This window comes from Pseudomonas sp. LBUM1653 (assembly GCF_059716115.1).
In genome coordinates this window covers 4,490,582-4,511,452 of sequence record NZ_CP166803.1, presented here as the reverse complement: position 1 = coordinate 4,511,452, position 20,871 = coordinate 4,490,582, and the positions used below count along the sequence as shown (strand labels likewise).

Genomic DNA, 20,871 nt, shown 5'->3' with positions numbered 1-20,871 from the left:
ATCCATGCCGGTTTACCCACTACGCACCCTCCACTCGGCCTCTCGATGGGGCAAGAAAATCAAAAGCAAGAGCAAGGCGAGGCGGCCTTAAAGCCGACCTGATTACTGGCTGATCCGCGTTCCCATTGTGGGAGCGAGCTTGCTCGCGATGGTCGTGAACGATAACGCGCCCTGTCTGAATGATCGCGTCGTTCGGACCTCCATCGCGAGCAAGCTCGCTCCCACAGGGGATTGGGGGTATCTGCAAAAATCAGGTCGGCTGTCAGGCCGCCTCGCTTTGGCTTTAGATTTGGGCGCCCCGTTAAACCACGATGGCCGGAGAGAGGGCATGCCGAGCCTAAGCGAGGCACCGAGTGGTGGGGCAAGAGCCTTTTGCTTACTTTTGGCTGGGCCGGCATTCCGGCTCTTTCAAAAGTGAGCCGCTGTAAAAGCGGAACCATAGGCCGTTACCGCAGCAATGGATATGTACGCCAAAGCTCTTTTGATCAGCTCCCGCTTTCCGTACGCCGACTCGAAACCTCCGCCGGCACATCATCCCCGGCCATGCGCTTGCGGAACAATGCCGCCCGGGCCAGCAGCAAGGTGGTCACCGGCACGGTGATCGCCAGCAGGATCGGAATCAGCCAGGCATGCAGGACCGGCCCGGACTTGAGCGCCGAAAAGAAGATGATCGAGGCCAGGGCCACGCACCATGCGCCCAGGGTCGAGGCCAGGGCCGGGGGGTGCATGCGCTGGAAGTAATCCTTCATCCGCACCAGGCCGATGGCGCCCACCAGGGCAAACAGGCTGCCGAGCACCAGCAGGATGGCCACGGGTACTTCGACCCACAGGGACAATGGCGCACTCATTCGATCACCTCGCCACGCAGGAGGAATTTCGCCAGGGCAAACGAGCCGACGAAACCGAACAGCGCGATCAGCAGCGCTGCCTCGAAGTAAGTGTCACTGGCATAACGAATGCCCAGCGTCAGCATCATCAGCATCGCCACGATGTACAGGTAATCCAGGGCCAGGACCCGGTCCTGGGCCGACGGGCCCTTGAACAGGCGGATCAGGGTCAGGATCATTGCCACGCAAAACAGGAACAGGCTCAGCAGGATCGCGTTGGACAGCAAACTGCTCATTCGAAAATCTCCATCAGCGGGCGCTCGTAGGTCGCCTTGAAGTGCTGGATGAACAGCGCTTCGTCATCCAGGTCGAAGACATGCAGCAGCAGGATGCTGCGGTCCAGCGCCAGTTCCGACCAGACCGTGCCGGGGACCACTGTGCAGATCATCGACAGCGCGGCCAGGCCGTTGGCGTCGCGCAGGTCCAGCGGCACCTTGACGAAACCCGAGCGCGGTGGCCGACTTCCGGCATTGAGCACGCCAACGGCCACCGCCAGGTTGGACACCAGCACATCGCGACCGACCAGCAGGAACAGGCGCAGGATCACCCCTGGCCGCCGAATGCGGATCGGCAGCGGGCGCAGCTTGCGCATCATCAAGGGTGCGCAAAATCCCAGCAGGGCGCCCAGCAGCACGTTGCCGGGGCTGAGCGACAGGTTCAGCAGCAACCACAACAGCCACAGGGCCAGCGACAGCCATGGCGCAGGCAGCAGGCGCTTCATGGTTGCACCTCCAGCAGCGCCGCCCTGGCTTGCGGGCCTGGCACCGCACGGGTGCCGAGCACGGCCATCACATACTGCTGCGGGTTGTTCAAGGCGTTGGCGGCCGCCTGTGTGTAGCGCAACAGCGGTTCGGCCTTGAACGTCAGCAGGATGCTCAAGCCGAGCAGCGCGAAAATCGGTACGCACTCCAGGCGCCGGAGCACGGGCGAGGGGCGTTCTGCCGGTGTCCAGAAACGCTGGATGCCCACGCGGGAAAAGGCGATCAATGACGCCAGTCCCGAGAGGATCAGCAGCGCCAGCAAGCCCCACGCGGCATTCGATACCGGGGCGTCGCTGGCATTGCCCAGGCCCATCGGGTTGAGCAGGGCGCTGAGCAGGCCGAGCTTGCCGATGAACCCGGAGAGCGGTGGCATGCCGATGATCAACAGGGCGCAGGCGATGAAGCTCAAGCCGAGGAACGCCATGGTCCAGGGAATCACTTGGCCGACCACGGCTTTCTGGTCATCGTCGAGGTTGATGCCCTTGACCGGATGCAACGATTCCAGCGGCCGTGGCAGCATTTCGTTTTCATCCTCCAGGGGGATTTCGTTGGCCGAGCGCGAGCGTTCGATCAGCTCCGCCAGCAGGAACAGCGCGCTCAGCGCCAGGGTCGAGCTAACCACATAGAACAGTGCCGCACCGATCAGGTTGGGCTGGCCGAACCCGATCGCCGCCAGCAGAATCCCCGCCGACACCAGGATGCTCAGGCTGGCCATGCGTTCCAGGCGATGGGCCGCGAGGATCGCCAGTGCCGCGCAGACGATGGTGGCCATGCCGCCGTAGATCAGCCAGTCGCCGCCGAAGTACGCCGAGGCGCCGGCCTGACCGGAAAACAGCAGGGTCCACAGGCGCAGCAAGGTGTAGATGCCGACCTTGGTCATGATCGCGAACATCGCCGCCACTGGCGCGCTTGCCGAGGAGTACGCCGGCACCAGCCAGAAATTCAGCGGCCACATCCCGGCCTTGGCCAGGAACGCCACCGCCAGAATGCCCGCGCCCGCGTGCAGCAGGCCGCGATCGGCCTGGGGCACCAGCGGGATCTTCAGCGCCAGGTCGGCCATGTTCAGGGTGCCGGTGACACCGTAGATCAGCGCCGCGCCAATCAGGAACAGGGTCGAGGCCAGCAGGTTGATCGAGATGTAGTGCAACCCCGACGATACCCGCGCCCGCCCCGAGCCATGCAGCATCAGGCCATAGGACGCGGCCAGCAGCACTTCGAAGAAGACGAACAGGTTGAACAGGTCTGCCGTCAGGAAGGCGCCATACAGGCCCATCAACTGGATCTGGAACAACGCGTGGAAGCTCGAACCGGCGCTGTCCCAACGCGCCATGGCGAACAGCAGGGCGCAGACGCCGATGATGCCGGTCAGCACCAACATCAGCGCCGACAGGCGATCGACCACCAGCACCAGGCCGAACGGCACTTGCCAATTGCCCGGCAGGTACACGCCGATGGAGCCGGGGATGCCGGTGGTTTGCGTCCATTGCAGCAGCAGAACGGAAACGCCAAGCCCGAGCAGGCTGGAGAACAAATTGATTTTGGCTTTGAGCGGGCGATGTTTCTCGCCGAGCATCAGCATGATCGCGGCGGTCAGCAGCGGCAGCAGGATGGGCGCGGCGATCAGGTGCGACATCGGATTCATTCTTTAGGCTCCCGGCCATCCACATGGTCGGTGCCGGTCAGGCCCCGGGAGGCGAGCAAGACCACCAGGAACAGCGCGGTCATGGCGAAGCTGATGACGATCGCGGTCAGCACCAGTGCCTGCGGCAGCGGGTCGGTGTAGTGCAGCAGATCCTGCGGCACGCCGTCCTTGATGATCGGCTCCTTGCCGATGAACAGGCTGCCCATGCTGAAGATGAACAGGTTGACGCCATAGGACAGCAGGCACAGCCCCATGACCACCTGGAACGTCCGCGGACGCAGGATCAGCCAGACGCCGGACGCGGCCAGGACGCCGATGGCGATGGCGATGACTTCTTCCATCAGACAGCCTCCTTCATGACGGCGGGTTTGGGCTGGGCCGCGGTCTTGTGACCCCGCACCGATTGGTGGGCGAGGGCGGTGAGAATTAATAGCGTCGAACCGACCACCACGGCGTATACGCCGACGTCAAAGAACAGCGCACTGGCCAGGTGAATGTCGCCCAGCAGCGGCAGGTCGAAATGCCAGGTATGGGTGGTCAGGAACGGATAGCCAGCGACCATCGCGCCGAGGCCGGTGACGGTGGCGAACAGCAGCCCGACACTCATCCAGCGCAGCGGTCGCAGGCTCATTTGCGCTTCGACCCACTGGGTGCCGGCGACCATGTATTGCAGGATGAACGCCACCGACATCACCAGGCCCGCGACAAAGCCGCCGCCCGGCTGGTTGTGGCCACGCATGAACAGGTAGAACGAGACCACCAGCGCAATCGGCAGCAGCAGGCGCACCAGCACCGCCGGAACCATCATGAAGCCGAGCGCGGTGTCGCTGGCGTGGCGCGGGTTGACCAGGTCGGTGACCACGTCCGGCGCGAGCAGGCGCTGCTGGGCCGGCAACTGCAGGCTTTCCTTCGGCGGACGGAAACGCCGCAGCAGGGCGAACACGGTCAGGGCTACCGCCACCAGTACGGTGATTTCACCCAGGGTGTCGAAGCCGCGGAAGTCCACGAGCATCACGTTGACCACGTTGCTGCCACCGCCTTCGGGCAGGGCGCGGCTCAGGTAGAACGAGGAAATGTCGTTCGGCGTTTGCCGGGTCAGCATCGCATAGGCCAGCAACGCCATGCCGCCGCCGACCACGGCCGACAGCAGCAAGTCGCGGATGCGGCGGATGCGCGCCTTGCGCAGGCTGCTCGGCAGCGGCGAAACCTCTTCGATCCGCCGTGGCAGCCAGCGCAGGCCCAGCAGGATCAGTACCGTGGTCACCACTTCGACCACCAGTTGCGTCAATGCCAGGTCCGGGGCCGAGAACCAGACGAAGGTCACGCAGGTCATCAGGCCGCAGACGCTGACCATGGTCAGGGCGGCCAGACGGTGATACTTGGCCTGATACGCGGCGCCGAGGGCGCAGGCAATCGCCAGCAGCCAGAGGATGACGAACACGATCGAGCCCGGAATCTTCGGCCGGTCGCCCCAGCTCAGGCTGCTGTGCAGCATCGGAATCAGTCCGGCCAGCACGGCGGCGAGCACCATCAGGAACAATTGCATCTGCAGGCGCCGGGTGCTGATCAGTGGCTCCAGGCGTCGGGCCAGGCGCATCATGAGCACCAGGCTGCGTTCGAACAGGCGCTTGCCGTTGAATCGGCCAATCAGCGGCGGGTAATGGAAGCGCCCGCGCTTGAGCTGCTTGCGCAGCAGGAGGTAAAGCACGATGCCGCCGGACATGGCGATCAGGCTCATGATCATCGGCGCGTTCAAGCCGTGCCAGATCGCCAGGCTGTACTCGGGCAAGGTGCCGCCCACGACCGGTTGTGCGGCCGCGGCGAGCAGTGGACCGACCACCTGCGCCGGGAAGATCCCCACCACCAGGCAGGCGAACACCAGCAACTCGACCGGCGCGCGCATCCAGCGCGGTGGCTCGTGCGGGGTGTGGGGCAGGTCGGTGGCGGTCGGGCCGAAGAACACGTCCACGGTGAAGCGCAGGGAGTAGGCGACACTGAAGGTCCCGGCGATGGTCGCGACGATCGGCAGGGTGGCTTCGATCCAGGCCGTGGCGTTGATGAACACGGTCTCGGCGAAGAACATTTCTTTGGACAGGAAGCCGTTGAGTAGCGGTACACCGGCCATCGAGGCACTGGCGACCATGGCCAGGGTCGCGGTGAACGGAATCAGCTTGAACAGGCCGCTGAGCCGGCGAATGTCGCGGGTGCCGCTTTCGTGGTCGATGATCCCGGCGGCCATGAACAGCGAGGCCTTGAACGTGGCGTGGTTGAGGATGTGGAACACCGCGGCCACAGCGGCCAGCGGGCTGTTCAGGCCCAGCAGCAGGGTGATCAGGCCCAGGTGGCTGATGGTCGAGTAAGCCAGCAGGCCCTTGAGGTCGTTCTGGAACATCGCGCAATAAGCGCCGAGCAACAGGGTGCAGGCGCCGGCGCCGCTGACGATGTAGAACCATTCTTCACTGCCCGAGAGCGACGGCCACAGCCGGGCCAGCAGAAACACCCCGGCCTTGACCATGGTCGCCGAGTGCAGATAGGCCGAAACCGGAGTCGGCGCGGCCATGGCGTGGGGCAGCCAGAAGTGAAAAGGGAATTGCGCGCTTTTGCTCAGCGCGCCGATCAGGATCAGGGGCAGCAGGATGGGGTAGAGGGCATGTGCGCGAATCATGTCGCCGGCGGCCAGGACCTTGTCGAGGTCATAGCTGCCGACCACATGGCCAAGCAGCATGACCCCCGCCAGCAGGCACAGGCCGCCCGCGCCGGTGACCATCAGCGCCATGTACGCCCCGCGTCGAGCGTCGGCGCGGTGGTGCCAATAGCCGATCAACAGGAACGAGAAGAGGCTGGTCAGCTCCCAGAAAAACACGATCTGGATCAGGTTGCCAGAGATCACCAGCCCGAGCATGGCGCCCATGAACGCTAGGAAAAACGCGAAGAACCGCGGCACCGGATCGTCGGGCGACATGTAGTAGCGGGCGTACAGCGACACCAGGGTGCCGATGCCCAGCACCAGCATCGAGAACAGCCAGGCGAAACCGTCCATGCGCAGGACGAAGTTCAGGCCAAGGCTCGGCAGCCAGAAAAATTCTTCGCGGATGACGCCGCCATGGGCGATTTGCGGGTACAGGAGGGCGACCTGGACAGTGCCGATCAAGGCAACCAGGCCAGCCAGAAGCGATTCGGTATTTCGCGCGTTGTGTGGCAGCACCGCTGCCAGACAGCTGCCTATGAAAGGCAGAAGCAGTAGAACTATCAGGGACATAGGCTTCTAATCTGCGGAAGTTTGTGAAGCATCATACGTGCCAGCTCCCGGATCGCCAAACGCCAAGCTATCTTCCAGACGCTGCAGATTTAGCGTCTTAACCTCGGGTCTCCCGCTCCAGCACTTCCTCTACCGCAACACCCTTACCTTTGGTCTTCAACTCACTGACAATCACCGCCGCTACGATCAACCCGGCCCCCAGCAGCGCAATCGCCGGCAGCCACTCCCCGGCGATCCGCCCGACAATTCCGGCCCACACCGGCTCACCGGCATAGATCAAGGTCGCCCGGGTCGGCGAAACACTCTTCTGCGCCCAGTTCATCGCCACCTGGATCGCCGCACTCGCCGCGCCCAAACCCAGGGCACTGCATAACAGCAGCCAGGAGAAATCCGGAATGTGTTCCTGGGTCGGCACCACCATCAGGAACGACAGCAGCGACGTAACGGCCAGTTGCACCACCGTTACCCGCTTCACATCGACAAGACCGGCAAAGTTGCTGATCAGAATGATCTCCGCCGCAATGGCAATGGCGCTGATCAACGTGGCGATTTCACCGGGGCTGAAGTTCAACGCCGCGCCAGAAGGCCCCGACAGCAACATCAACCCGGTGAAGGCCAGCATGATCCCGATGCTTGGCATCAGCCCCGGACGACGACCCAGTACCAGCCATTGCAGCAACGGCACGAAGGGTACGTACAACGCGGTAATGAACGCCGACTGGCTGCTGGGAATGCTCTGCAACCCGACCGTCTGCAAGCCGTAACCGAGCATGATCGCCACGCCGATGAAGGCGCCGGCCTTGAGTTCGAACAAGGTCAATTCCCGCAGGCTGCGCCAGGAGAACAGGGCGACGATGATCGCGGCGGCGGCAAAGCGCAGGCCGACGAAAAACATCGGGCCGCTGACGGTCATCGCATGCTGGACCAGCAAAAAGGTCCCGCCCCAGACCATGGTGATCAGCACCAGCACGCACTCGGCCTTGCTGAGCCGCAGGAAACGGGAGGAAGCCTGGGAGGAGTTCACCGACGTCATGATCTTGCACACTATTTGAGGGGGACGCACAATGCGCCGGAAGTTGGGCAGTATACTGCGCAACACCACCAAGTGAGCAATATAGTGCACAAAGATTCCTCGCCACGGGCTTCGGTCCTGCAGCACGTCAGCCAGAACATTCGTCGTTTGCGCCATGCCGCCGATTTGAGCCAGACCGCTTTGGCGGAAAAATCCGGTGTCAGCCGACGGATGCTGGTGGCCATCGAGGCCGGCGAAAAGAACGTCAGCCTGACCACCCTCGACCGTGTGGCCGAAGCACTGGACGTGGCGTTCAGCGACCTGATCCAGGCCCCCGACGTGCGCGACCATAGCCGCATCAACGAGCTGGCCTGGGCCGGTACCATCCCCGGGAGCAAGGCGGTGCTGCTGGCCAAGGCCAATGCCACCCGTGAAGTCGAACTCTGGGAATGGCGCCTCGAGCCGGGCGAGCATTACCCGTCGGAGCCGGACGCGGAAGGCTGGAGCGAACAGTTCTATGTCTTCGAAGGCTGCCTGACGCTGATGGTCGGTGACGTGCCGCACAAGATCGACGCCGGCGAGTTCTTCATGTTCGCCAGCAACCAGCCCCATTCCTATCGCAACGATGGGGCGGTGGCCGTGCGGTTTGTGCGTAACGTGGTGATTTGACTGTTGGCCTATCAACAGCGGATCGACACTTTGCTGTTTTAAAGCTGTAAGGGTTTCTTTGAGTGTCACTTAACCTATTGAAATATATGTAAATTAAATTCAGGCATGACTCCTGCAGTGCTCTGGGCATCTATCCCCCTGGCTTTCGGAGTGCTGTTTGATGGCCCGTGAAATTCGTCTCAATGCTTTCGACATGAACTGTGTCGGCCACCAGTCGCCGGGGTTGTGGGCGCATCCGCGGGACCGCTCGTGGCAATACAAAGACCTGGAATACTGGACCGACCTGGCGAAAATCCTCGAACGCGGCAAGTTCGACGGTCTGTTCATCGCCGATGTGCTGGGCATCTATGACGTCTACAACGGCAACGGCGATGCGGCGATCCGTCAGGCGGCCCAGGTGCCGGTCAACGATCCGCTGCAACTGATCCCGCCGATGGCGCTGGTGACTGAACATCTGGGCTTTGGCCTGACCGCCTCGCTGTCGTTCGAGCATCCGTACCCGTTCGCCCGACGCCTGTCGACCCTCGATCACCTGACCAAGGGCCGCGCCGGCTGGAACATCGTGACCTCGTACCTGGAGAGCGGCGCGAAGAACCTTGGGCAGAAAACCCAGACCGAACACGACGCCCGCTACGATTTTGCCGAGGAGTATCTGGAGGTTTGCTACAAGCTGTGGGAAGGCAGCTGGGAAGAGGGCGCGATCCTGCGCGACCGCGAGCGGCGGATCTTTAGCGACCCGAGCAAAATCCATGAGATCCAGCATGTCGGCAAACACTTCCAGGTGCCAGGGATTCATCTCTGCGAGCCCTCACCGCAACGCACCCCGGTTTTGTATCAGGCCGGCGCGTCTAGTCGCGGCAAGCAGTTTGCCGCCGAGCATGCCGAATGCGTGTTCGTCGCCGCACCGTCGAAAGTGCTGCTGAAGAAAACCGTGGCCGATATCCGCCGGCGTGCGGCGCAGGCGGGGCGTGATCCGTCGAAGATCCTGATTTTCAACCTGCAGACGGTGATCCTCGGCGAGACCGATGCCAAGGCCAAGGCCAAGTTCGAGGAATACAAGACCTGGGTCAGTTATGAGGGCGCGATGGCACTGATCTCGGGCTGGACCGGCATCGATTTCAGCCAGTTCAAACCGGATGAACCGCTCAAGCATGTGCACACCAACGCCATTCAATCGGCGGTGGAAGCATTCTCCACAGCCGATCCGAACAAGGTCTGGACTCCGAATGAACTGGCCGACTGGGTCGGCATCGGCGGTTTTGGGCCGCTGTTTGTCGGCAGTCCGCAAACAGTGGCCGATCTGTTGCAGGAATGGGTCGAGGAGACCGATGTCGATGGTTTCAACCTGGCCTATGCACTGACTCACGAAACCTTTATCGACGCCGTGGAATTGCTGGTGCCGGAGTTGCAGAAACGCGGGGTGTACAAGACCGAATATGCGCCGGGCACCCTGCGCGAGAAGCTGTTTGGCGAGAGGCCGCGTTTGCCGGAGATTCATCCGGGCAGCGGTTATCGCGATCTGGCGGTGTTGCGTCAACAGGAGAAGAAGGTGGTGTCGGCCTAGACGCCATCTCGGGCAAGCAACGCTCCCACAGGGTTTTGCGTCGTACACAAATATTGCAATCGACACGAAACCTGTGGGAGCGGGCTTGCCCGCGATGAGGCCTGCACATCCAACATTGATGTCGCCTGATTCACTGTCATCGCGAGCAGGCTCACTCCCACATTGGATCGCGGTAGTTACCGATATCTCCGCCCAGCGGACCATCGCACGCATTTGCCCATGACATAGAGGTCAAAACCCATGAGCGTGCACGAACTCAAGCGTCCGCCACTTGCGGACACCTGGGAATGGCAGGTCAATGCCAAGCGATTCCATCCTGCAAGACGCATTCTACTTTGGTACTGCTCGATGAACCTTCCATAGGTTTGGCGCCTATTATCATCCAGGCCAATTTTCGAAATCGTCGCCCCCGGGGCGATCTGCATGACTTCTATCCAGGTAAATACTGATCAGTGAGAACGGCATGATTGAAACCCAAAACGGACAGGCGACCGACGTCATCCGTCACGCGGACATCCTGATCATCGGCGGTGGCCTCAGCGGCGCGATGCTGGCGGCGCAATTGTTGCGTCTGCCGGGCAAGCGCCAGGTGCTGGTGATCGAGCCGCGCGCCGAACTGGGTCGCGGCGAGGCCTACAGCGCCGTGGAGCTGGGGCATACGCTCAACGGCAACGCGGCGCGCATGAGTGTCGACCCGGACAACGCCGACGACCTGACCCAATGGCTGACCGACTACATTGCGGCTGGCGGCTGGCCTGAGTCGGATGAGCAGCATGTACCGATCAGCGAGCTGTTCCCGCCACGGGGGATTTTCGGCCTGTACGTGCAGCAACGTATGGCCGAGGCGCAAGCGCTGGGGGCGTTGAACGGTTCAACGGTGGAGCATGTGCGGGCCGAGGTGGTTGATCTGCAAACCGATGCGCATTCGGTGTGCTTGACCTTGAGTGACGGCCAGCGTTTGCAGGGTTCTTTTGCCGTGCTTGCTACGGGGATGTTCCCGGCCGCGCGCACGCCGCAGACTGAATCCAGCGGTTTGAACGCGGCGGCGCTTGACCCGTGGGATGTGGCTGCGATGCAGCAGCTCGACCCGCAGTCGACGGTGCTGATCATCGGCTCGGGGCTGACCATGGTCGATGCCGTGGTGTCGCTGGAACAGGCGGGGCATCGCGGGCCGATCGAAGTGTTTTCCCGTCACGGCCTGCTGCCCCACGTGCGGCGGCAGCCACCGGCATGGGTGGATTTTCTGGCCGAGGATCACAGCATTCGCACGCCGCGACAGCTGGTGCGTGAATTGCGTCGGCATTGCCGCAACGCCATCGCCCAGGGCATTGACTGGCAGGCACCGCTGGACACGGTGCGAGCGCACATCGGGCGCTTGTGGAGTCAGGCCACCGACGTACAGCGCCGGCAATTCGTGCGCCATATACGGCCGTGGTGGGAAAGTCATCATCACCGCTCGCCGCCGTTGAGTGCCGAACTGGTGGAGCGCTTGCACGGGGAAGGGCGGTTGCGGATTCAGGCGGCGTCGTTCAAAGGGCTGGAGCCTTCCTCGGGTAACGAAGTGAGTATTCGTATCCGGCGGCGGGGCGAACCTGAAACGGTTGTCGTCAGTGGCGCGGCATTGATCAACTCCAGCGGCATCGAATATGACTGGCGACGGGTGGCTCGACCGTTGCCCCGGCAATTGCTGGCGCGGGGGCTGATCCGGCCAGGACACCTGGCGCTGGGGATTGCCGCAGAGGTCGACGGTGCGGTGCTGGATGCCGACGGCCAGGCTGCCAGCCGGTTGTTTGCCATGGGGCCACCGTTGCGCGGGATGTGGTGGGAAAGCACCGCCGTGACGGATGTGGCGAGTCAGGCCAAGGCTTTGGCCGCGCGTCTGGCAACACCCTGGACGTTGCACAAATGAAGATTGAATGGCTCCAATTTGGATTGGGTATATATCCATTCCTGCGGTAACGGCCACTTAGGGTTTCGCTTTTACAGCGAGTCATTTGGAAGCACGGAACGCCGCCCGGCCTGTAGATACTCTGTTCACGGTCAAGCTTTCGCGAGATGTTTTTTGCTAAAAAGCTTGGCCGTATTAAATTCTTCTCCGGAGCGCATGCATGCCCATAACCCGGTTAGGTATTTGCGCATGACCGCGCCGATGGCTTGCATTTTCTTCTTGCCGCGCGCTACCAGTGCCTCGTAGAAGGCCTTCACATTCTCATCACAACGGATTGCCGTCATCGCCGGCATGAACATCGCTGCACGCAAGTAAGCATTACCGCACTTGGACATTCGTCCTGGCCGGTTCACGCTGGTGCCTGACTGGGTCAGTCTGACATCCAGGCCTGCATAGCGGCTTACCTGTGCCGATTTAAGCGTCACTGGAAGGGTCGTCAGCTCAGCCAGTGCGGCGATGGCCGAGGCCTCTCCAACGCCGGGCGCCGCCATCATGCAGCGAAACTGCAAACTCAGATCCGGGCATTTGGCGATGGCCTCACGTGCGGCTTTCTTCAAGCGATCAATCCGGGAGTCCAGTCCTGCAATCGCCTCCTTCTCATCCTCGATCAGCAGCTCCACACTCGTTTCTGTTGCTTGTAGGGCGTGTAATTCGTTTTTGGCTCGTGTTCGATGGCCAATCAGTCGGTTGATGTGGCGACCAATCGCACGCAGCATCATCTGTTCCGCAGTGGGCGGGACCCACAGCCTAGGCCCCATACGCTCGCCGTATTCGGCCAGCAGTTGGGCATCGATCTGGTCAGTCTTGCTGTTTTGCAACATCAGCTTGGCAAAGTTGTGGAAGCTTTTGGGATTGATCACCGAGACCGGCAAGCCGGCGGCGTGCAACTCCATCGCAAGATCCAGGTAGTAAATACCGGTGGCCTCCATGACAACGCTTAGCGGCTTGAGACGTAGCAGCTTTTCCACAGCGGCCTTGCGACCTTTGGGTGTGTGCTGAATGTCTCCATTGCCTGCTGCTTTGCCGTTCTGCCGCCATCCCATGGCTGAACTGCGAGCACTGATATCTATGCCGACATGCGCATTCATTGCTTTTCACTTCCTTGGCTTTAGGTAAGATTGCACCTGGTTCCCCCGACCTCGAACTTCATGCCACTGCAACCTTGTAATGCGAAGTCCGACTTGTCGGCTTCTCGATACTCTTCGTGGTGGGCAATGAGGCGGGGGGGCCTCTCTACAGACAAGGTCAGGAGCAAATCCTGCCTTCAGGAGCGATCGGCCTCCCCCAGAAACGCACTTACTTGTGTGTACGCTGCCGAGCTTAACCTCTCTCGCTGGGTACAGGGACAACATACAAGGAGCGAGCATGCTCGCGATGGAGGTCAACGATGACGCGGGGAGTCTGACACCCCGCAGTGCTCTCAGGTTTATCGTCGGAACGCCGCCCGGAGCATGCTCGCTCCTACAGGGGCCGCCGCCATCGGCCATCCATGGCCGGCGGCGGCTAAACCGGCATCCATGCCGGTTTGCCCACTGCGCAGAACCTCCACTCGGCCTCTCGATGTGGCAAGAAAATCAAGAGCCAAAGCCACAGCAAAAGCGAGGCGGCCTTAAAGCCGACCTGAATGCAGGTCCGTGCGCGATCTCATTGTGGGAGCGAGCCTGCTCGCGAAAGACGCCCAGACAACGCGATCATCCAGACAGGGCGCGTAATCGTTGACGTCCATGGCGAGCAAGCTCGCTCCCACAGGGGATTGGGGGGGATCAGCCAAAGTCAGGTCGGCTGTCAGGCCGCCTCGCTTTTGTTTTTGATCTGGGGCGCCCCGTTAAACCACGATGGCCGAACGCAGGCATTGTGTAGTGGGTAAACCGGCAGGACGCCGGTTTAGCCGCGCTGGGCCAGGGATGGCCCATCGCGGCGACCCACGGAGCAATGCCGGAGTGAGGGCATGCCGAGCCACAGCGAGGCACCGAGTGGTGGGGCAAGAGCCTTTTGCTTACTTTTGGGCTCTTTCAAAAGTGAGTCGCCGTGAGGGCGAAACCATAAGTGGCCGTTACCACAGCAATGGATATCCCCCCCAATCCGGTTCTTAAATACAACCCCATGCCTAAGTGAACAGCATTGCGCACTTGGCGGGGTTTATTGTTTCAGGCAGACCATGGCCGTTGATCAATAGCGCTGATACTTGGAGCCGAACTCAGGACGGTTTTCCGCGACGTAGAGTTTGTCTTTGTGGTCAACGCTGACGGTGTTCACATTCAGTGTGGCCGGTTGGCTGACTTTCGCCGCTGCAACAATGGGTGTGGTGGCGTGAGGGGCGGCGATGGCGGAAGTGGCGCCTAGGACCGAAAGGGCGAACCCGAGACCGATGATGCTTTTCATGATGTTGCTCCAGAGCGTGGGGAGAAGATGTGGCCACTGTAGAGCTGGAGCATCGCGATGAAAAAACACCCTTGCGCATAGTCGTTATCGAGCGTGTCGATCTTCGCAAAACCTGTGGGAGCGCGATTGCGGCCATTCAGGCCTGAGCGTCGAGCATTTCCACCGGGTAGGAGAACACGTAGCCTTCGCTGCGCACGGTCTTGATGTAGGTCGATTCCCGTGAGTCGTCCTTGAGCCGTTGGCGCAGGCGGCTCACCATCAAGTCGATCGAGCGGTCGAACAGGTCGGCGTCGCGCCCTTGGGTCAGGTTGAGCAACTGGTCGCGACTGAGCACCCGTTGCGGGTGATCGAGGAATACCCGCAGCAAGCGGTATTCGGCGCCACTGAGGGCCACCAGGGTACCGTCTTCGTCCAGCAGGTGACGGGCGGTGGTGTCCAGGCGCCAGCGGCCAAAGCCGAGCATCCGTCCGCTTTCGCTGATCAGCAGGTTGGGGGGCAGCATGCGGGTGCGGCGCAATACGGCGTTGATCCGCGCCAGCAGCTCGCGGGCGGCGAAGGGTTTGGTCAGGTAGTCGTCGGCGCCCATTTCCAGGCCGAGGATACGGTCGGTTTCGTCGTTGCGTGCGGTGAGCATCAGGATTGGCGTGGCTTTGTGCTTGCCCGCGCGCAGTTCGCGGCACAGGACCAGGCCGTCGTCGCCGGGCAACATGATGTCGAGCACGATCAAGTCGACCTGATTGGCTTCGAGGAAGCTGCGCATTTGCCGGCCGTCAGCGACCACGGTGGTGCGCAGGCCGTTTTTCTTCAGGTAGTTGCCGACCAGTTCGCGAATTTCGCGATCGTCGTCGACGATCAGGATGTGGTTGACGTGGTCCATCGGTCGATCCTCTTTTTTTTACAACGATACATTTTGTAGGCGCTCGCTCGCCAGCGATGGCGGCCTGACAACCGACCAATCTCCCGCATATGTACCCCGATCAAACTGTGGGAGCGGGCTTGCTCGCGAAGGCGGCCTTATAGCCGACCTATGTTTTGTTGACTGCGTACATATCCATTCCTGCGGTAACGGCCACCTATGGTTTCGCCCTTACGGCGAGTCACTTGGAAGCACGGAACGCCGCCCGGCCCCAAGTAACCAAGGGCTCTTGCCCCTGGCGTTCGGCCCCTCGCTGGGGCTCGGGGTACCCTCGCTCCGGTCCTGCTCCGTGGGCCCGCCGCGATGGGCCATCCTTGGCCCAGCGCGGCTAAACCGGCATCCATGCCGGTTTGCCCACTACGCAGAACCGGAACGAAGCCTCTCGATGTGGCAAGAAAATCAAAAGCCAAAGCCAAAGCAAAAGCAGAGCGAGGCGACCCACCGGTCGGCCTGATCTCAGGTAAACGCCTTCCTCAGCATCCCGATCTGATTTACCTGTCCCTGAAAGCAGCGAGCCGAAGCATTGGCTTCGGCTCGCGTTTAACAATTTACGTTAACTTGATCACGCAACCACTTGATAACACGGCACATAAGCCGCGCCACCCGGCAGTTTCATCCGGTGCTGGGCGACGAAGGCCTTGAGCAGTTGATCCAGCGGCTGCATGACGGCCGCATCGCCACGGATCTGGTACGGCCCGTGTTTTTCGATCAGGCGGATGCCCTTGTCCTTGACGTTGCCGGCGACGATGCCGGAGAACGCGCGGCGCAGGTTGGCGGCCAGTTCGTGGGCCGGCAGGGCGCGGCTCAGCTTGAGGTTGGCCATGTTTTCGTGGGTCGGGTCGAACGGGCGCTGGAAGCCTTCGTCGATCTTCAGCAGCCAGTTGAAATGGAACGCGTCGTTGCGTTCGCGTCGGAACTGTTTGACCGCCTTGAGACCCTGGGTCATCTGCCGGGCGACTTCTGCCGGGTTGTCGATGATGATCTGGTAATGCTTCTTGGCGGCCTCGCCCAGGGTGGCGCCGACGAACGCGTCAAGCTGTTCGAGGTAGGGCGCGGCATGTTTCGGCCCGGTGAGGATGACCGGGAAGGGCAGGCCCTGGTTGTCCGGGTGCATCAGGATGCCGAGCAGGTACAGGAACTCTTCGGCGGTACCGGCGCCGCCGGGGAAGATGATGATGCCGTGGCCGACGCGGACGAAGGCTTCCAGGCGCTTCTCGATGTCCGGCAGGATCACCAGTTCGTTGACGATCGGGTTCGGCGCTTCGGCGGCGATGATCCCGGGTTCGGTCAAGCCAAGGTAACGCCCGCCGTGGATACGCTGTTTGGCATGGGCGATGGTGGCGCCTTTCATCGGGCCTTTCATCACGCCGGGGCCGCAACCGGTGCACACGTCCAGGCTGCGCAGGCCCAGTTCGTGGCCGACTTTCTTGGTGTATTTGTATTCTTCGGTGTTGATCGAGTGGCCGCCCCAGCACACCACGATCTTCGGTTCGACGCCGGGGCGCAGCGTGCGGGCGTTGCGCAGCAGGTGGAAGACATAGTCGCTGATACCTTGGGAGGTGCTCAGGTCGATGCGTTGGCTGTCGAGTTCGTTTTCGGTGTAGACGATGTCGCGCAGGGCGCTGAACAGCATTTCACGGGTGCTGGCAATCATTTCGCCGTCGACGAACGCGTCGGCCGGGGCGTTCAGCAGTTCCAGGCGTACGCCGCGGTCTTGCTGGTGAATACGGATTTCGAAGTCCTTGTAGGCTTCGAGGATGGTCTTGGCGTTATCGACGTGGGCGCCGGTGTTGAGGATGGCCAGGGCGCATTGGCGGAAGATGTCGTAGGTGCTGCCGGATCCGGCTTCGCTCAGTTGCTGGACTTCCCGTTGGGAGAGTGTTTCCAGGCTGCCTTTCGGGCTGACCGAAGCATTGATTACTTGTCGTTGGGTCATTCAATGATCCTTAAAACGATGTCATTCACGCGCAAACAGGAATGGCATCCGAATAGAGAGTATCCATGAAAGAAGATGGCACGAACTGCGCGGTCTCGCCATGTCCTCCTTTTGATGATGTATAGATGAAAAGGAGCCCCAGCATAGCTAAATCCGTCGCAGAGGCGATAATGGCCCGCGGTCTTTTTGCCCTGCGACCCTTTTTACCATTGAAGCCAAGGAATCCCGACGTCATGTTCGAAATCCAGCCGATGAACGCCGACGACTATCGGCAACGGACACGGCGCAGCACGGTGATGATCGCGCTGATCTTCCTCGCGCTGGCGATGGCCCTGTCCACCGCGGCGGTGACGGTGTTCGGCGAGCCCGGCGGGGACAATCTACGCTTCAATATCGGCGGGGTGTTTGCCGCGGTATTGGTCATGGCCGCGTTGATGCGCAAGCTGTTCTGGCGCCAGGAATGGATGGCGCCGGCGGTCTACAGCTGGCAGCTCAAGCGCAGCCTGATGAGCATCACCAACGTCATGCACCACCTCAAGGCCGCTGTGGCGGCGGGGGATCCTGACGCCATGAAGCTTTTGCGCTTCTATCACCTGGGATTAAGTCAGATGCATCAACTGGACGGGAACTCCAGCGATGATGCGCAGTTGCACCGGGAAATGCAGCAGCACAAGGCGCGGATGGAAGCGTTGGGCCTCGACACCGAGCAGACGCAGTTGAATCCAGCGTGGCTTGAAGCCGTGAAGCAGCCACGCAGCTGAACCATCTCAAACCCGCAGGCGCAGTGTTTCGAAGAGCTCCCGGTCTTCCTTTCTGGCCGAACGCGCATGCCGACGAATGATTTGCATCAGGCACTCGGTGAAGCACTGTGCCGAACTGCTCAATGCGCCATTGCGGCGTGTCACGATACTCAACTGCCGGGGTTCGAATCGTTCGTGCAGGTCCAGGGAAACCACGCGGCCGAGGAAGGGCGGGGCAATGCTGACGATCGATGGCCCCCAGGTGCACATGTCAGCCCGTTCAACCATCATCTGCAAGATGGCCAGTGAGTGGGCCCGAACGATACGGTTCTCGTCGATCTGCGCGCCGTGTTTCCAGAACAATTCCTGCATCAACCCATCGTGGCCGTCCGGCGCATAGTTCAGGGTCCAGTTCTGTTCCAGCAGTTCATGGATCGAGCGCGCGTTCTGTCGAGCATGGCCCTCGCGAACCAGCACCGACGTCTGGTAATCGAGTAGGGTTTCGCAGGCAAATTCCTGGGTTGTTTGTGCCGGGTGCAACTGGCCGATCGCGAAATCCATGCTGCCGTCGCGCAGCAGCGGTTGGGCCACGGCCATCAGGCTTTCGTACAATTCCAGTCGGATTTGCGGCATACGCTCGCGAAAGGCCAATACCACTTCGGGCAGGAACGTCAGGGCGATCCATGGGGTGATCCCGACGCAAAGCCTGCCCTGGGCCTTGCCCCGCATATGATCGAGTTCGGTTTGTGCATGTTCAAGTTGTTTGGTCACCAGCCGGGCGTGGGTCAGCAGGACTTTGCCGTATTCGGTGAAGTTCAGGCCGCTGGGGGTTCGGCTGAACAACGGTAGCTGCTGCGCGGTTTCCAGCTCCCGTAGCGCCTTGGTAACGGCCGCCTGGGAAATGTTCAGCGAACGGGCGGCGGCGCGGATGCTGCCGGTCTCGGCGCTGGCAATCAGTGCTTGCAATTGATGCAGTTTCATCTGCTAACCCTTCAGACAACCAATGGTTGTCATCATAACCAAACTGGGTCTCCTCAGCCCAGGGCCCGTTGCCTAAGATCGATTCCGGCAGCGCTTTTACAGGCGCGCCGCCTTAATCTAAGGAGAACAACAATGGATGCCGGCCAGGTGCTGCCAGGTATTGCAGCGATACAAGATGAAATGATTGCGTTGCGTCACAGGCTTCACGCGCATCCCGAACTGGGCTTTGAAGAATTCGCCACCAGTGAACAGGTTGCCCGGTGTTTGAGAGAGTGGGGTTTTGAGGTCAGCACGGGTGTGGGCAAGACGGGAGTCGTCGGCACCCTGAAAAATGCTGAGGGCCGGTCCATCGGCTTGCGTGCAGACATGGATGCACTGCCGATTCAGGAAACCACGGGCTTACCCTACGCCAGTCGCAACGACGGGGTCATGCATGCCTGTGGTCACGATGGTCATACGGCCACCCTGCTTACGGCGGCCAGGTATCTGGCGCAAACCCGGGCATTCAAGGGCACGCTGCAGGTGATTTTCCAACCGGCGGAAGAAGGTTTGGGCGGCGCCCGGAAAATGCTCGAGGAAGGCCTGCTCGAACGCTTCCCCTGCGATGCAATTTTCGCCTTGCATAACGTACCGGGTCATCCTGTCGGGCATTTGGGATTCTACAGCGGGCCGTTCATGGCCTCTGCCGACACGGTCACGATCAAGATCGTCGGCACCGGTGGTCATGGCGCGGTGCCGCACAAGGCCGTTGACCCGGTGGTGGTCTGCGCTTCGATCGTGATCGCCCTGCAAAGCATCGTGTCGCGCAACGTCAACCCGCAAGACACGGCGATCATCACCGTAGGCTCGATTCATGCCGGCACCGTCTCGAATGTCATCCCCGCCTGCGCCGAGATGAGCCTGAGTGTGCGTGCACTGACGCCCGAGATTCGCCAGTTGCTCGAATCGCGGATTACCGCGCTGGTAACGGCACAGGCCACCAGTTTCGGCGCTCAGGCGCATATTGATTATCAGCATTGCCATCCGGTACTGATCAACGATCCCGAGTCGACCGCGTTTGCCCGAGCCGTCGCCCGTGACTGGTTGGGAGACGAGCACCTGATCGACGACTTGCGCCCCTTCACGGCCAGTGAAGACTTTGCCTTCATCCTGGAGCAATGCCCCGGCAGCTATCTGGTGATCGGCAACGGCGAAGGGGACAGCGGCTGCCTGCTGCACAACCCCGGCTACGACTTCAATGATGCTTGCCTGCCGATCGGCGCGAGTTACTGGGTCAAGTTGGTGGAAAGCTTTCTGCGTTGAGACGCCGTCATTTCAAGCGCCTGTCATTACAAAAATAAACTGCGGCCTGGAGAAGAAGGAAATGAACAAGATACTTGCAGTGGTTTCACTGGTGTTCCTGTCGGCATCGAGCATCGTTGGGGCGGCCGACTGGTCCGGCAAAACCCTGAGACTGGGTGTGGACCCCAGCTATCCACCGCTGGAATACAAGAATCAGGACGGCACGCTGACCGGTTTCGGGGTCGACATCGCCGAGGCGCTTTGCGCGCAACTGCACGCTCGCTGTGTCTGGGTGGAAAGCAGCTGGGACGGGATGATCCCGGCACTGCTGGCGCGCAAGTTCGACGCGGTGGCGTCGTCGATGACCGTCACGCCCAAGCGTCTGCAGCAGATTGCGTTCACCGACAAGGTGTCGAACGCGCCGGCTCGCCTGGTCGTCAAGCGCGGCTCGGATTTGCTGCCAACCGTTGAATCGCTCAAGGGCAGACGCATCGGTGTGGAGCAGGGCTCGACGCAGGAGGCGTATGCCAAAGCCGTCTGGGGTTCCAAAGGTGTGGAGGTCCTGTCTTATCAGAATCAGGACCAGGTGTACGCCGATCTGGTGGTGGGACGACTCGATGCCTCGCTCCAGGGCTCCATCCAGGCAAGCTACGGATTCTTGAATACGGCCGTGGGCAAGGATTATGAGTTTTCCGGCGCAACCCTGGACGATCCGCAGTTTTTCGGCGTGGGCGATGGCATTGGTCTGCGCAAAAACGATGTCGAGTTGCGCGAGGACCTGAATAAAGCCTTGGCGGCGATTCTCGCCAACGGCACCTACGAACGGATAAACAAAAAGTACTTCGATTTCGACGTCTACGGCGCGAAATGACCTGCGTCCCCCTTCACCACAC

General features: G+C 61.3%; 19 protein-coding genes. 6 read left to right on the top strand and 13 right to left on the bottom strand.

The window, feature by feature from the left end:
* Positions 1-485 precede the first annotated feature (485 nt).
* The 7 genes from ACA054_RS20165 to ACA054_RS20135 all read right to left on the bottom strand — a co-directional run bounded on the left by ACA054_RS20165 (position 486) and on the right by ACA054_RS20135 (position 7,672).
* Complete coding sequence (locus tag ACA054_RS20165) at positions 486-848, bottom strand: Na+/H+ antiporter subunit G (protein ID WP_497685834.1); 363 nt, start codon at positions 846-848, stop codon at positions 486-488.
* Positions 845-1,123, bottom strand: coding sequence for a K+/H+ antiporter subunit F (locus ACA054_RS20160; protein ID WP_008063386.1), 279 nt, complete (start codon positions 1,121-1,123; stop codon positions 845-847). Before ACA054_RS20160 ends, ACA054_RS20165 begins: the two co-directional genes overlap by 4 nt.
* Complete coding sequence (locus ACA054_RS20155; protein ID WP_497685833.1) at positions 1,120-1,608, bottom strand: Na+/H+ antiporter subunit E; 489 nt, start codon at positions 1,606-1,608, stop codon at positions 1,120-1,122. The genes ACA054_RS20160 and ACA054_RS20155 overlap by 4 nt, the downstream gene beginning before the upstream one ends.
* Entirely contained in the window at positions 1,605-3,290 is a 1,686-nt protein-coding gene (locus ACA054_RS20150) for a monovalent cation/H+ antiporter subunit D (protein ID WP_497685832.1), read from the bottom strand. Before ACA054_RS20150 ends, ACA054_RS20155 begins: the two co-directional genes overlap by 4 nt.
* Complete coding sequence (locus ACA054_RS20145; RefSeq protein ID WP_007986256.1) at positions 3,287-3,631, bottom strand: Na+/H+ antiporter subunit C; 345 nt, start codon at positions 3,629-3,631, stop codon at positions 3,287-3,289. The genes ACA054_RS20150 and ACA054_RS20145 overlap by 4 nt, the downstream gene beginning before the upstream one ends.
* The gene (locus tag ACA054_RS20140) at positions 3,631-6,549 is read right to left on the bottom strand and encodes a monovalent cation/H+ antiporter subunit A (protein ID WP_497685831.1); all 2,919 of its coding nucleotides are present in this window, start codon (positions 6,547-6,549) and stop codon (positions 3,631-3,633) included. The genes ACA054_RS20145 and ACA054_RS20140 overlap by 1 nt, the downstream gene beginning before the upstream one ends.
* A gap of 97 nt (positions 6,550-6,646) precedes the next feature.
* Positions 6,647-7,672: a DMT family transporter gene (locus tag ACA054_RS20135; protein WP_497685830.1), complete on the bottom strand. Its 1,026-nt coding sequence runs from the start codon at positions 7,670-7,672 to the stop codon at positions 6,647-6,649.
* Here ACA054_RS20135 and ACA054_RS20130 point away from each other — a divergent pair.
* The 3 genes from ACA054_RS20130 (at position 7,667) to ACA054_RS20120 (ending at position 11,703) form a co-directional block, all read left to right on the top strand.
* Positions 7,667-8,230: a helix-turn-helix domain-containing protein gene (locus ACA054_RS20130; protein WP_497685829.1), complete on the top strand. Its 564-nt coding sequence runs from the start codon at positions 7,667-7,669 to the stop codon at positions 8,228-8,230. The two genes, ACA054_RS20135 and ACA054_RS20130, sit on opposite strands and share 6 nt — an antisense overlap.
* 160 nt (positions 8,231-8,390) lie before the next feature.
* Positions 8,391-9,794 (top strand): LLM class flavin-dependent oxidoreductase, encoded by a 1,404-nt coding sequence (locus tag ACA054_RS20125; protein WP_497685828.1) that lies wholly within the window; start codon positions 8,391-8,393, stop codon positions 9,792-9,794.
* Positions 9,795-10,257: 463 nt separating this feature from the next.
* A complete protein-coding gene (locus ACA054_RS20120; protein WP_497685827.1) occupies positions 10,258-11,703 on the top strand; it encodes an FAD/NAD(P)-binding protein in 1,446 nt (481 codons plus the stop codon).
* A gap of 131 nt (positions 11,704-11,834) precedes the next feature.
* On the opposite strand, the gene ACA054_RS20115 is transcribed toward ACA054_RS20120, so the two are convergent.
* The 5 genes from ACA054_RS20115 to ACA054_RS20095 form a co-directional block, all read right to left on the bottom strand.
* Complete coding sequence (locus tag ACA054_RS20115; RefSeq protein WP_497685826.1) at positions 11,835-12,830, bottom strand: IS110 family RNA-guided transposase; 996 nt, start codon at positions 12,828-12,830, stop codon at positions 11,835-11,837.
* A gap of 1,081 nt (positions 12,831-13,911) precedes the next feature.
* Positions 13,912-14,124 carry a hypothetical protein gene (locus ACA054_RS20110; RefSeq protein ID WP_497685825.1) on the bottom strand — a complete coding sequence of 71 codons (213 nt, stop codon included), beginning with the start codon at positions 14,122-14,124 and terminating at the stop codon, positions 13,912-13,914.
* 136 nt (positions 14,125-14,260) lie between these two features.
* The gene (locus ACA054_RS20105; protein WP_497685824.1) at positions 14,261-15,001 is read right to left on the bottom strand and encodes a response regulator; all 741 of its coding nucleotides are present in this window, start codon (positions 14,999-15,001) and stop codon (positions 14,261-14,263) included.
* Positions 15,002-15,602: 601 nt separating this feature from the next.
* Positions 15,603-16,976, bottom strand: a complete 1,374-nt coding sequence (gene ppnN / locus ACA054_RS20100; RefSeq protein ID WP_497685823.1) for a nucleotide 5'-monophosphate nucleosidase PpnN — start codon at positions 16,974-16,976, stop codon at positions 15,603-15,605.
* Positions 16,977-17,001: 25 nt separating this feature from the next.
* Entirely contained in the window at positions 17,002-17,211 is a 210-nt protein-coding gene (locus ACA054_RS20095; protein WP_497685822.1) for a hypothetical protein, read from the bottom strand.
* Here ACA054_RS20095 and ACA054_RS20090 point away from each other — a divergent pair.
* Entirely contained in the window at positions 17,210-17,737 is a 528-nt protein-coding gene (locus ACA054_RS20090; RefSeq protein ID WP_497685821.1) for a DUF3087 domain-containing protein, read from the top strand. The two genes, ACA054_RS20095 and ACA054_RS20090, sit on opposite strands and share 2 nt — an antisense overlap.
* Positions 17,738-17,743: 6 nt before the next feature.
* On the opposite strand, the gene ACA054_RS20085 is transcribed toward ACA054_RS20090, so the two are convergent.
* Positions 17,744-18,697, bottom strand: coding sequence for a LysR family transcriptional regulator (locus tag ACA054_RS20085; RefSeq protein ID WP_497685820.1), 954 nt, complete (start codon positions 18,695-18,697; stop codon positions 17,744-17,746).
* Positions 18,698-18,829: 132 nt separating this feature from the next.
* On the opposite strand from ACA054_RS20085, the gene ACA054_RS20080 reads away from it, so the two are divergent.
* Together ACA054_RS20080 and ACA054_RS20075 are read left to right on the top strand one after the other, a co-directional pair.
* A complete protein-coding gene (locus ACA054_RS20080; protein ID WP_497685819.1) occupies positions 18,830-19,999 on the top strand; it encodes a M20 aminoacylase family protein in 1,170 nt (389 codons plus the stop codon).
* Positions 20,000-20,060: 61 nt separating this feature from the next.
* Entirely contained in the window at positions 20,061-20,849 is a 789-nt protein-coding gene (locus tag ACA054_RS20075; protein WP_497685818.1) for an ABC transporter substrate-binding protein, read from the top strand.
* Positions 20,850-20,871 lie beyond the last annotated feature (22 nt).

Bases quoted from the DNA above. Each gene is read 5' to 3' on its own strand.
- ACA054_RS20165 (WP_497685834.1), bottom strand. From the start codon at position 848: ATGAGTGCGCCATTGTCCCTGTGGGTCGAAGTACCCGTGGCCATCCTG.
- ACA054_RS20160 (WP_008063386.1), bottom strand. From the start codon at position 1,123: ATGAGCAGTTTGCTGTCCAACGCGATCCTGCTGAGCCTGTTCCTGTTT.
- ACA054_RS20155 (WP_497685833.1), bottom strand. From the start codon at position 1,608: ATGAAGCGCCTGCTGCCTGCGCCATGGCTGTCGCTGGCCCTGTGGCTG.
- ACA054_RS20150 (WP_497685832.1), bottom strand. From the start codon at position 3,290: ATGAATCCGATGTCGCACCTGATCGCCGCGCCCATCCTGCTGCCGCTG.
- ACA054_RS20145 (WP_007986256.1), bottom strand. From the start codon at position 3,631: ATGGAAGAAGTCATCGCCATCGCCATCGGCGTCCTGGCCGCGTCCGGC.
- ACA054_RS20140 (WP_497685831.1), bottom strand. From the start codon at position 6,549: ATGTCCCTGATAGTTCTACTGCTTCTGCCTTTCATAGGCAGCTGTCTG.
- ACA054_RS20125 (WP_497685828.1), top strand. From the start codon at position 8,391: ATGGCCCGTGAAATTCGTCTCAATGCTTTCGACATGAACTGTGTCGGC.
- ACA054_RS20120 (WP_497685827.1), top strand. From the start codon at position 10,258: ATGATTGAAACCCAAAACGGACAGGCGACCGACGTCATCCGTCACGCG.
- ACA054_RS20115 (WP_497685826.1), bottom strand. From the start codon at position 12,830: ATGAATGCGCATGTCGGCATAGATATCAGTGCTCGCAGTTCAGCCATG.
- ACA054_RS20110 (WP_497685825.1), bottom strand. From the start codon at position 14,124: ATGAAAAGCATCATCGGTCTCGGGTTCGCCCTTTCGGTCCTAGGCGCC.
- ACA054_RS20105 (WP_497685824.1), bottom strand. From the start codon at position 15,001: ATGGACCACGTCAACCACATCCTGATCGTCGACGACGATCGCGAAATT.
- ppnN (WP_497685823.1), bottom strand. From the start codon at position 16,976: ATGACCCAACGACAAGTAATCAATGCTTCGGTCAGCCCGAAAGGCAGC.
- ACA054_RS20090 (WP_497685821.1), top strand. From the start codon at position 17,210: ATGTTCGAAATCCAGCCGATGAACGCCGACGACTATCGGCAACGGACA.
- ACA054_RS20095 (WP_497685822.1), bottom strand. From the start codon at position 17,211: ATGACGTCGGGATTCCTTGGCTTCAATGGTAAAAAGGGTCGCAGGGCA.
- ACA054_RS20085 (WP_497685820.1), bottom strand. From the start codon at position 18,697: ATGAAACTGCATCAATTGCAAGCACTGATTGCCAGCGCCGAGACCGGC.
- ACA054_RS20080 (WP_497685819.1), top strand. From the start codon at position 18,830: ATGGATGCCGGCCAGGTGCTGCCAGGTATTGCAGCGATACAAGATGAA.
- ACA054_RS20075 (WP_497685818.1), top strand. From the start codon at position 20,061: ATGAACAAGATACTTGCAGTGGTTTCACTGGTGTTCCTGTCGGCATCG.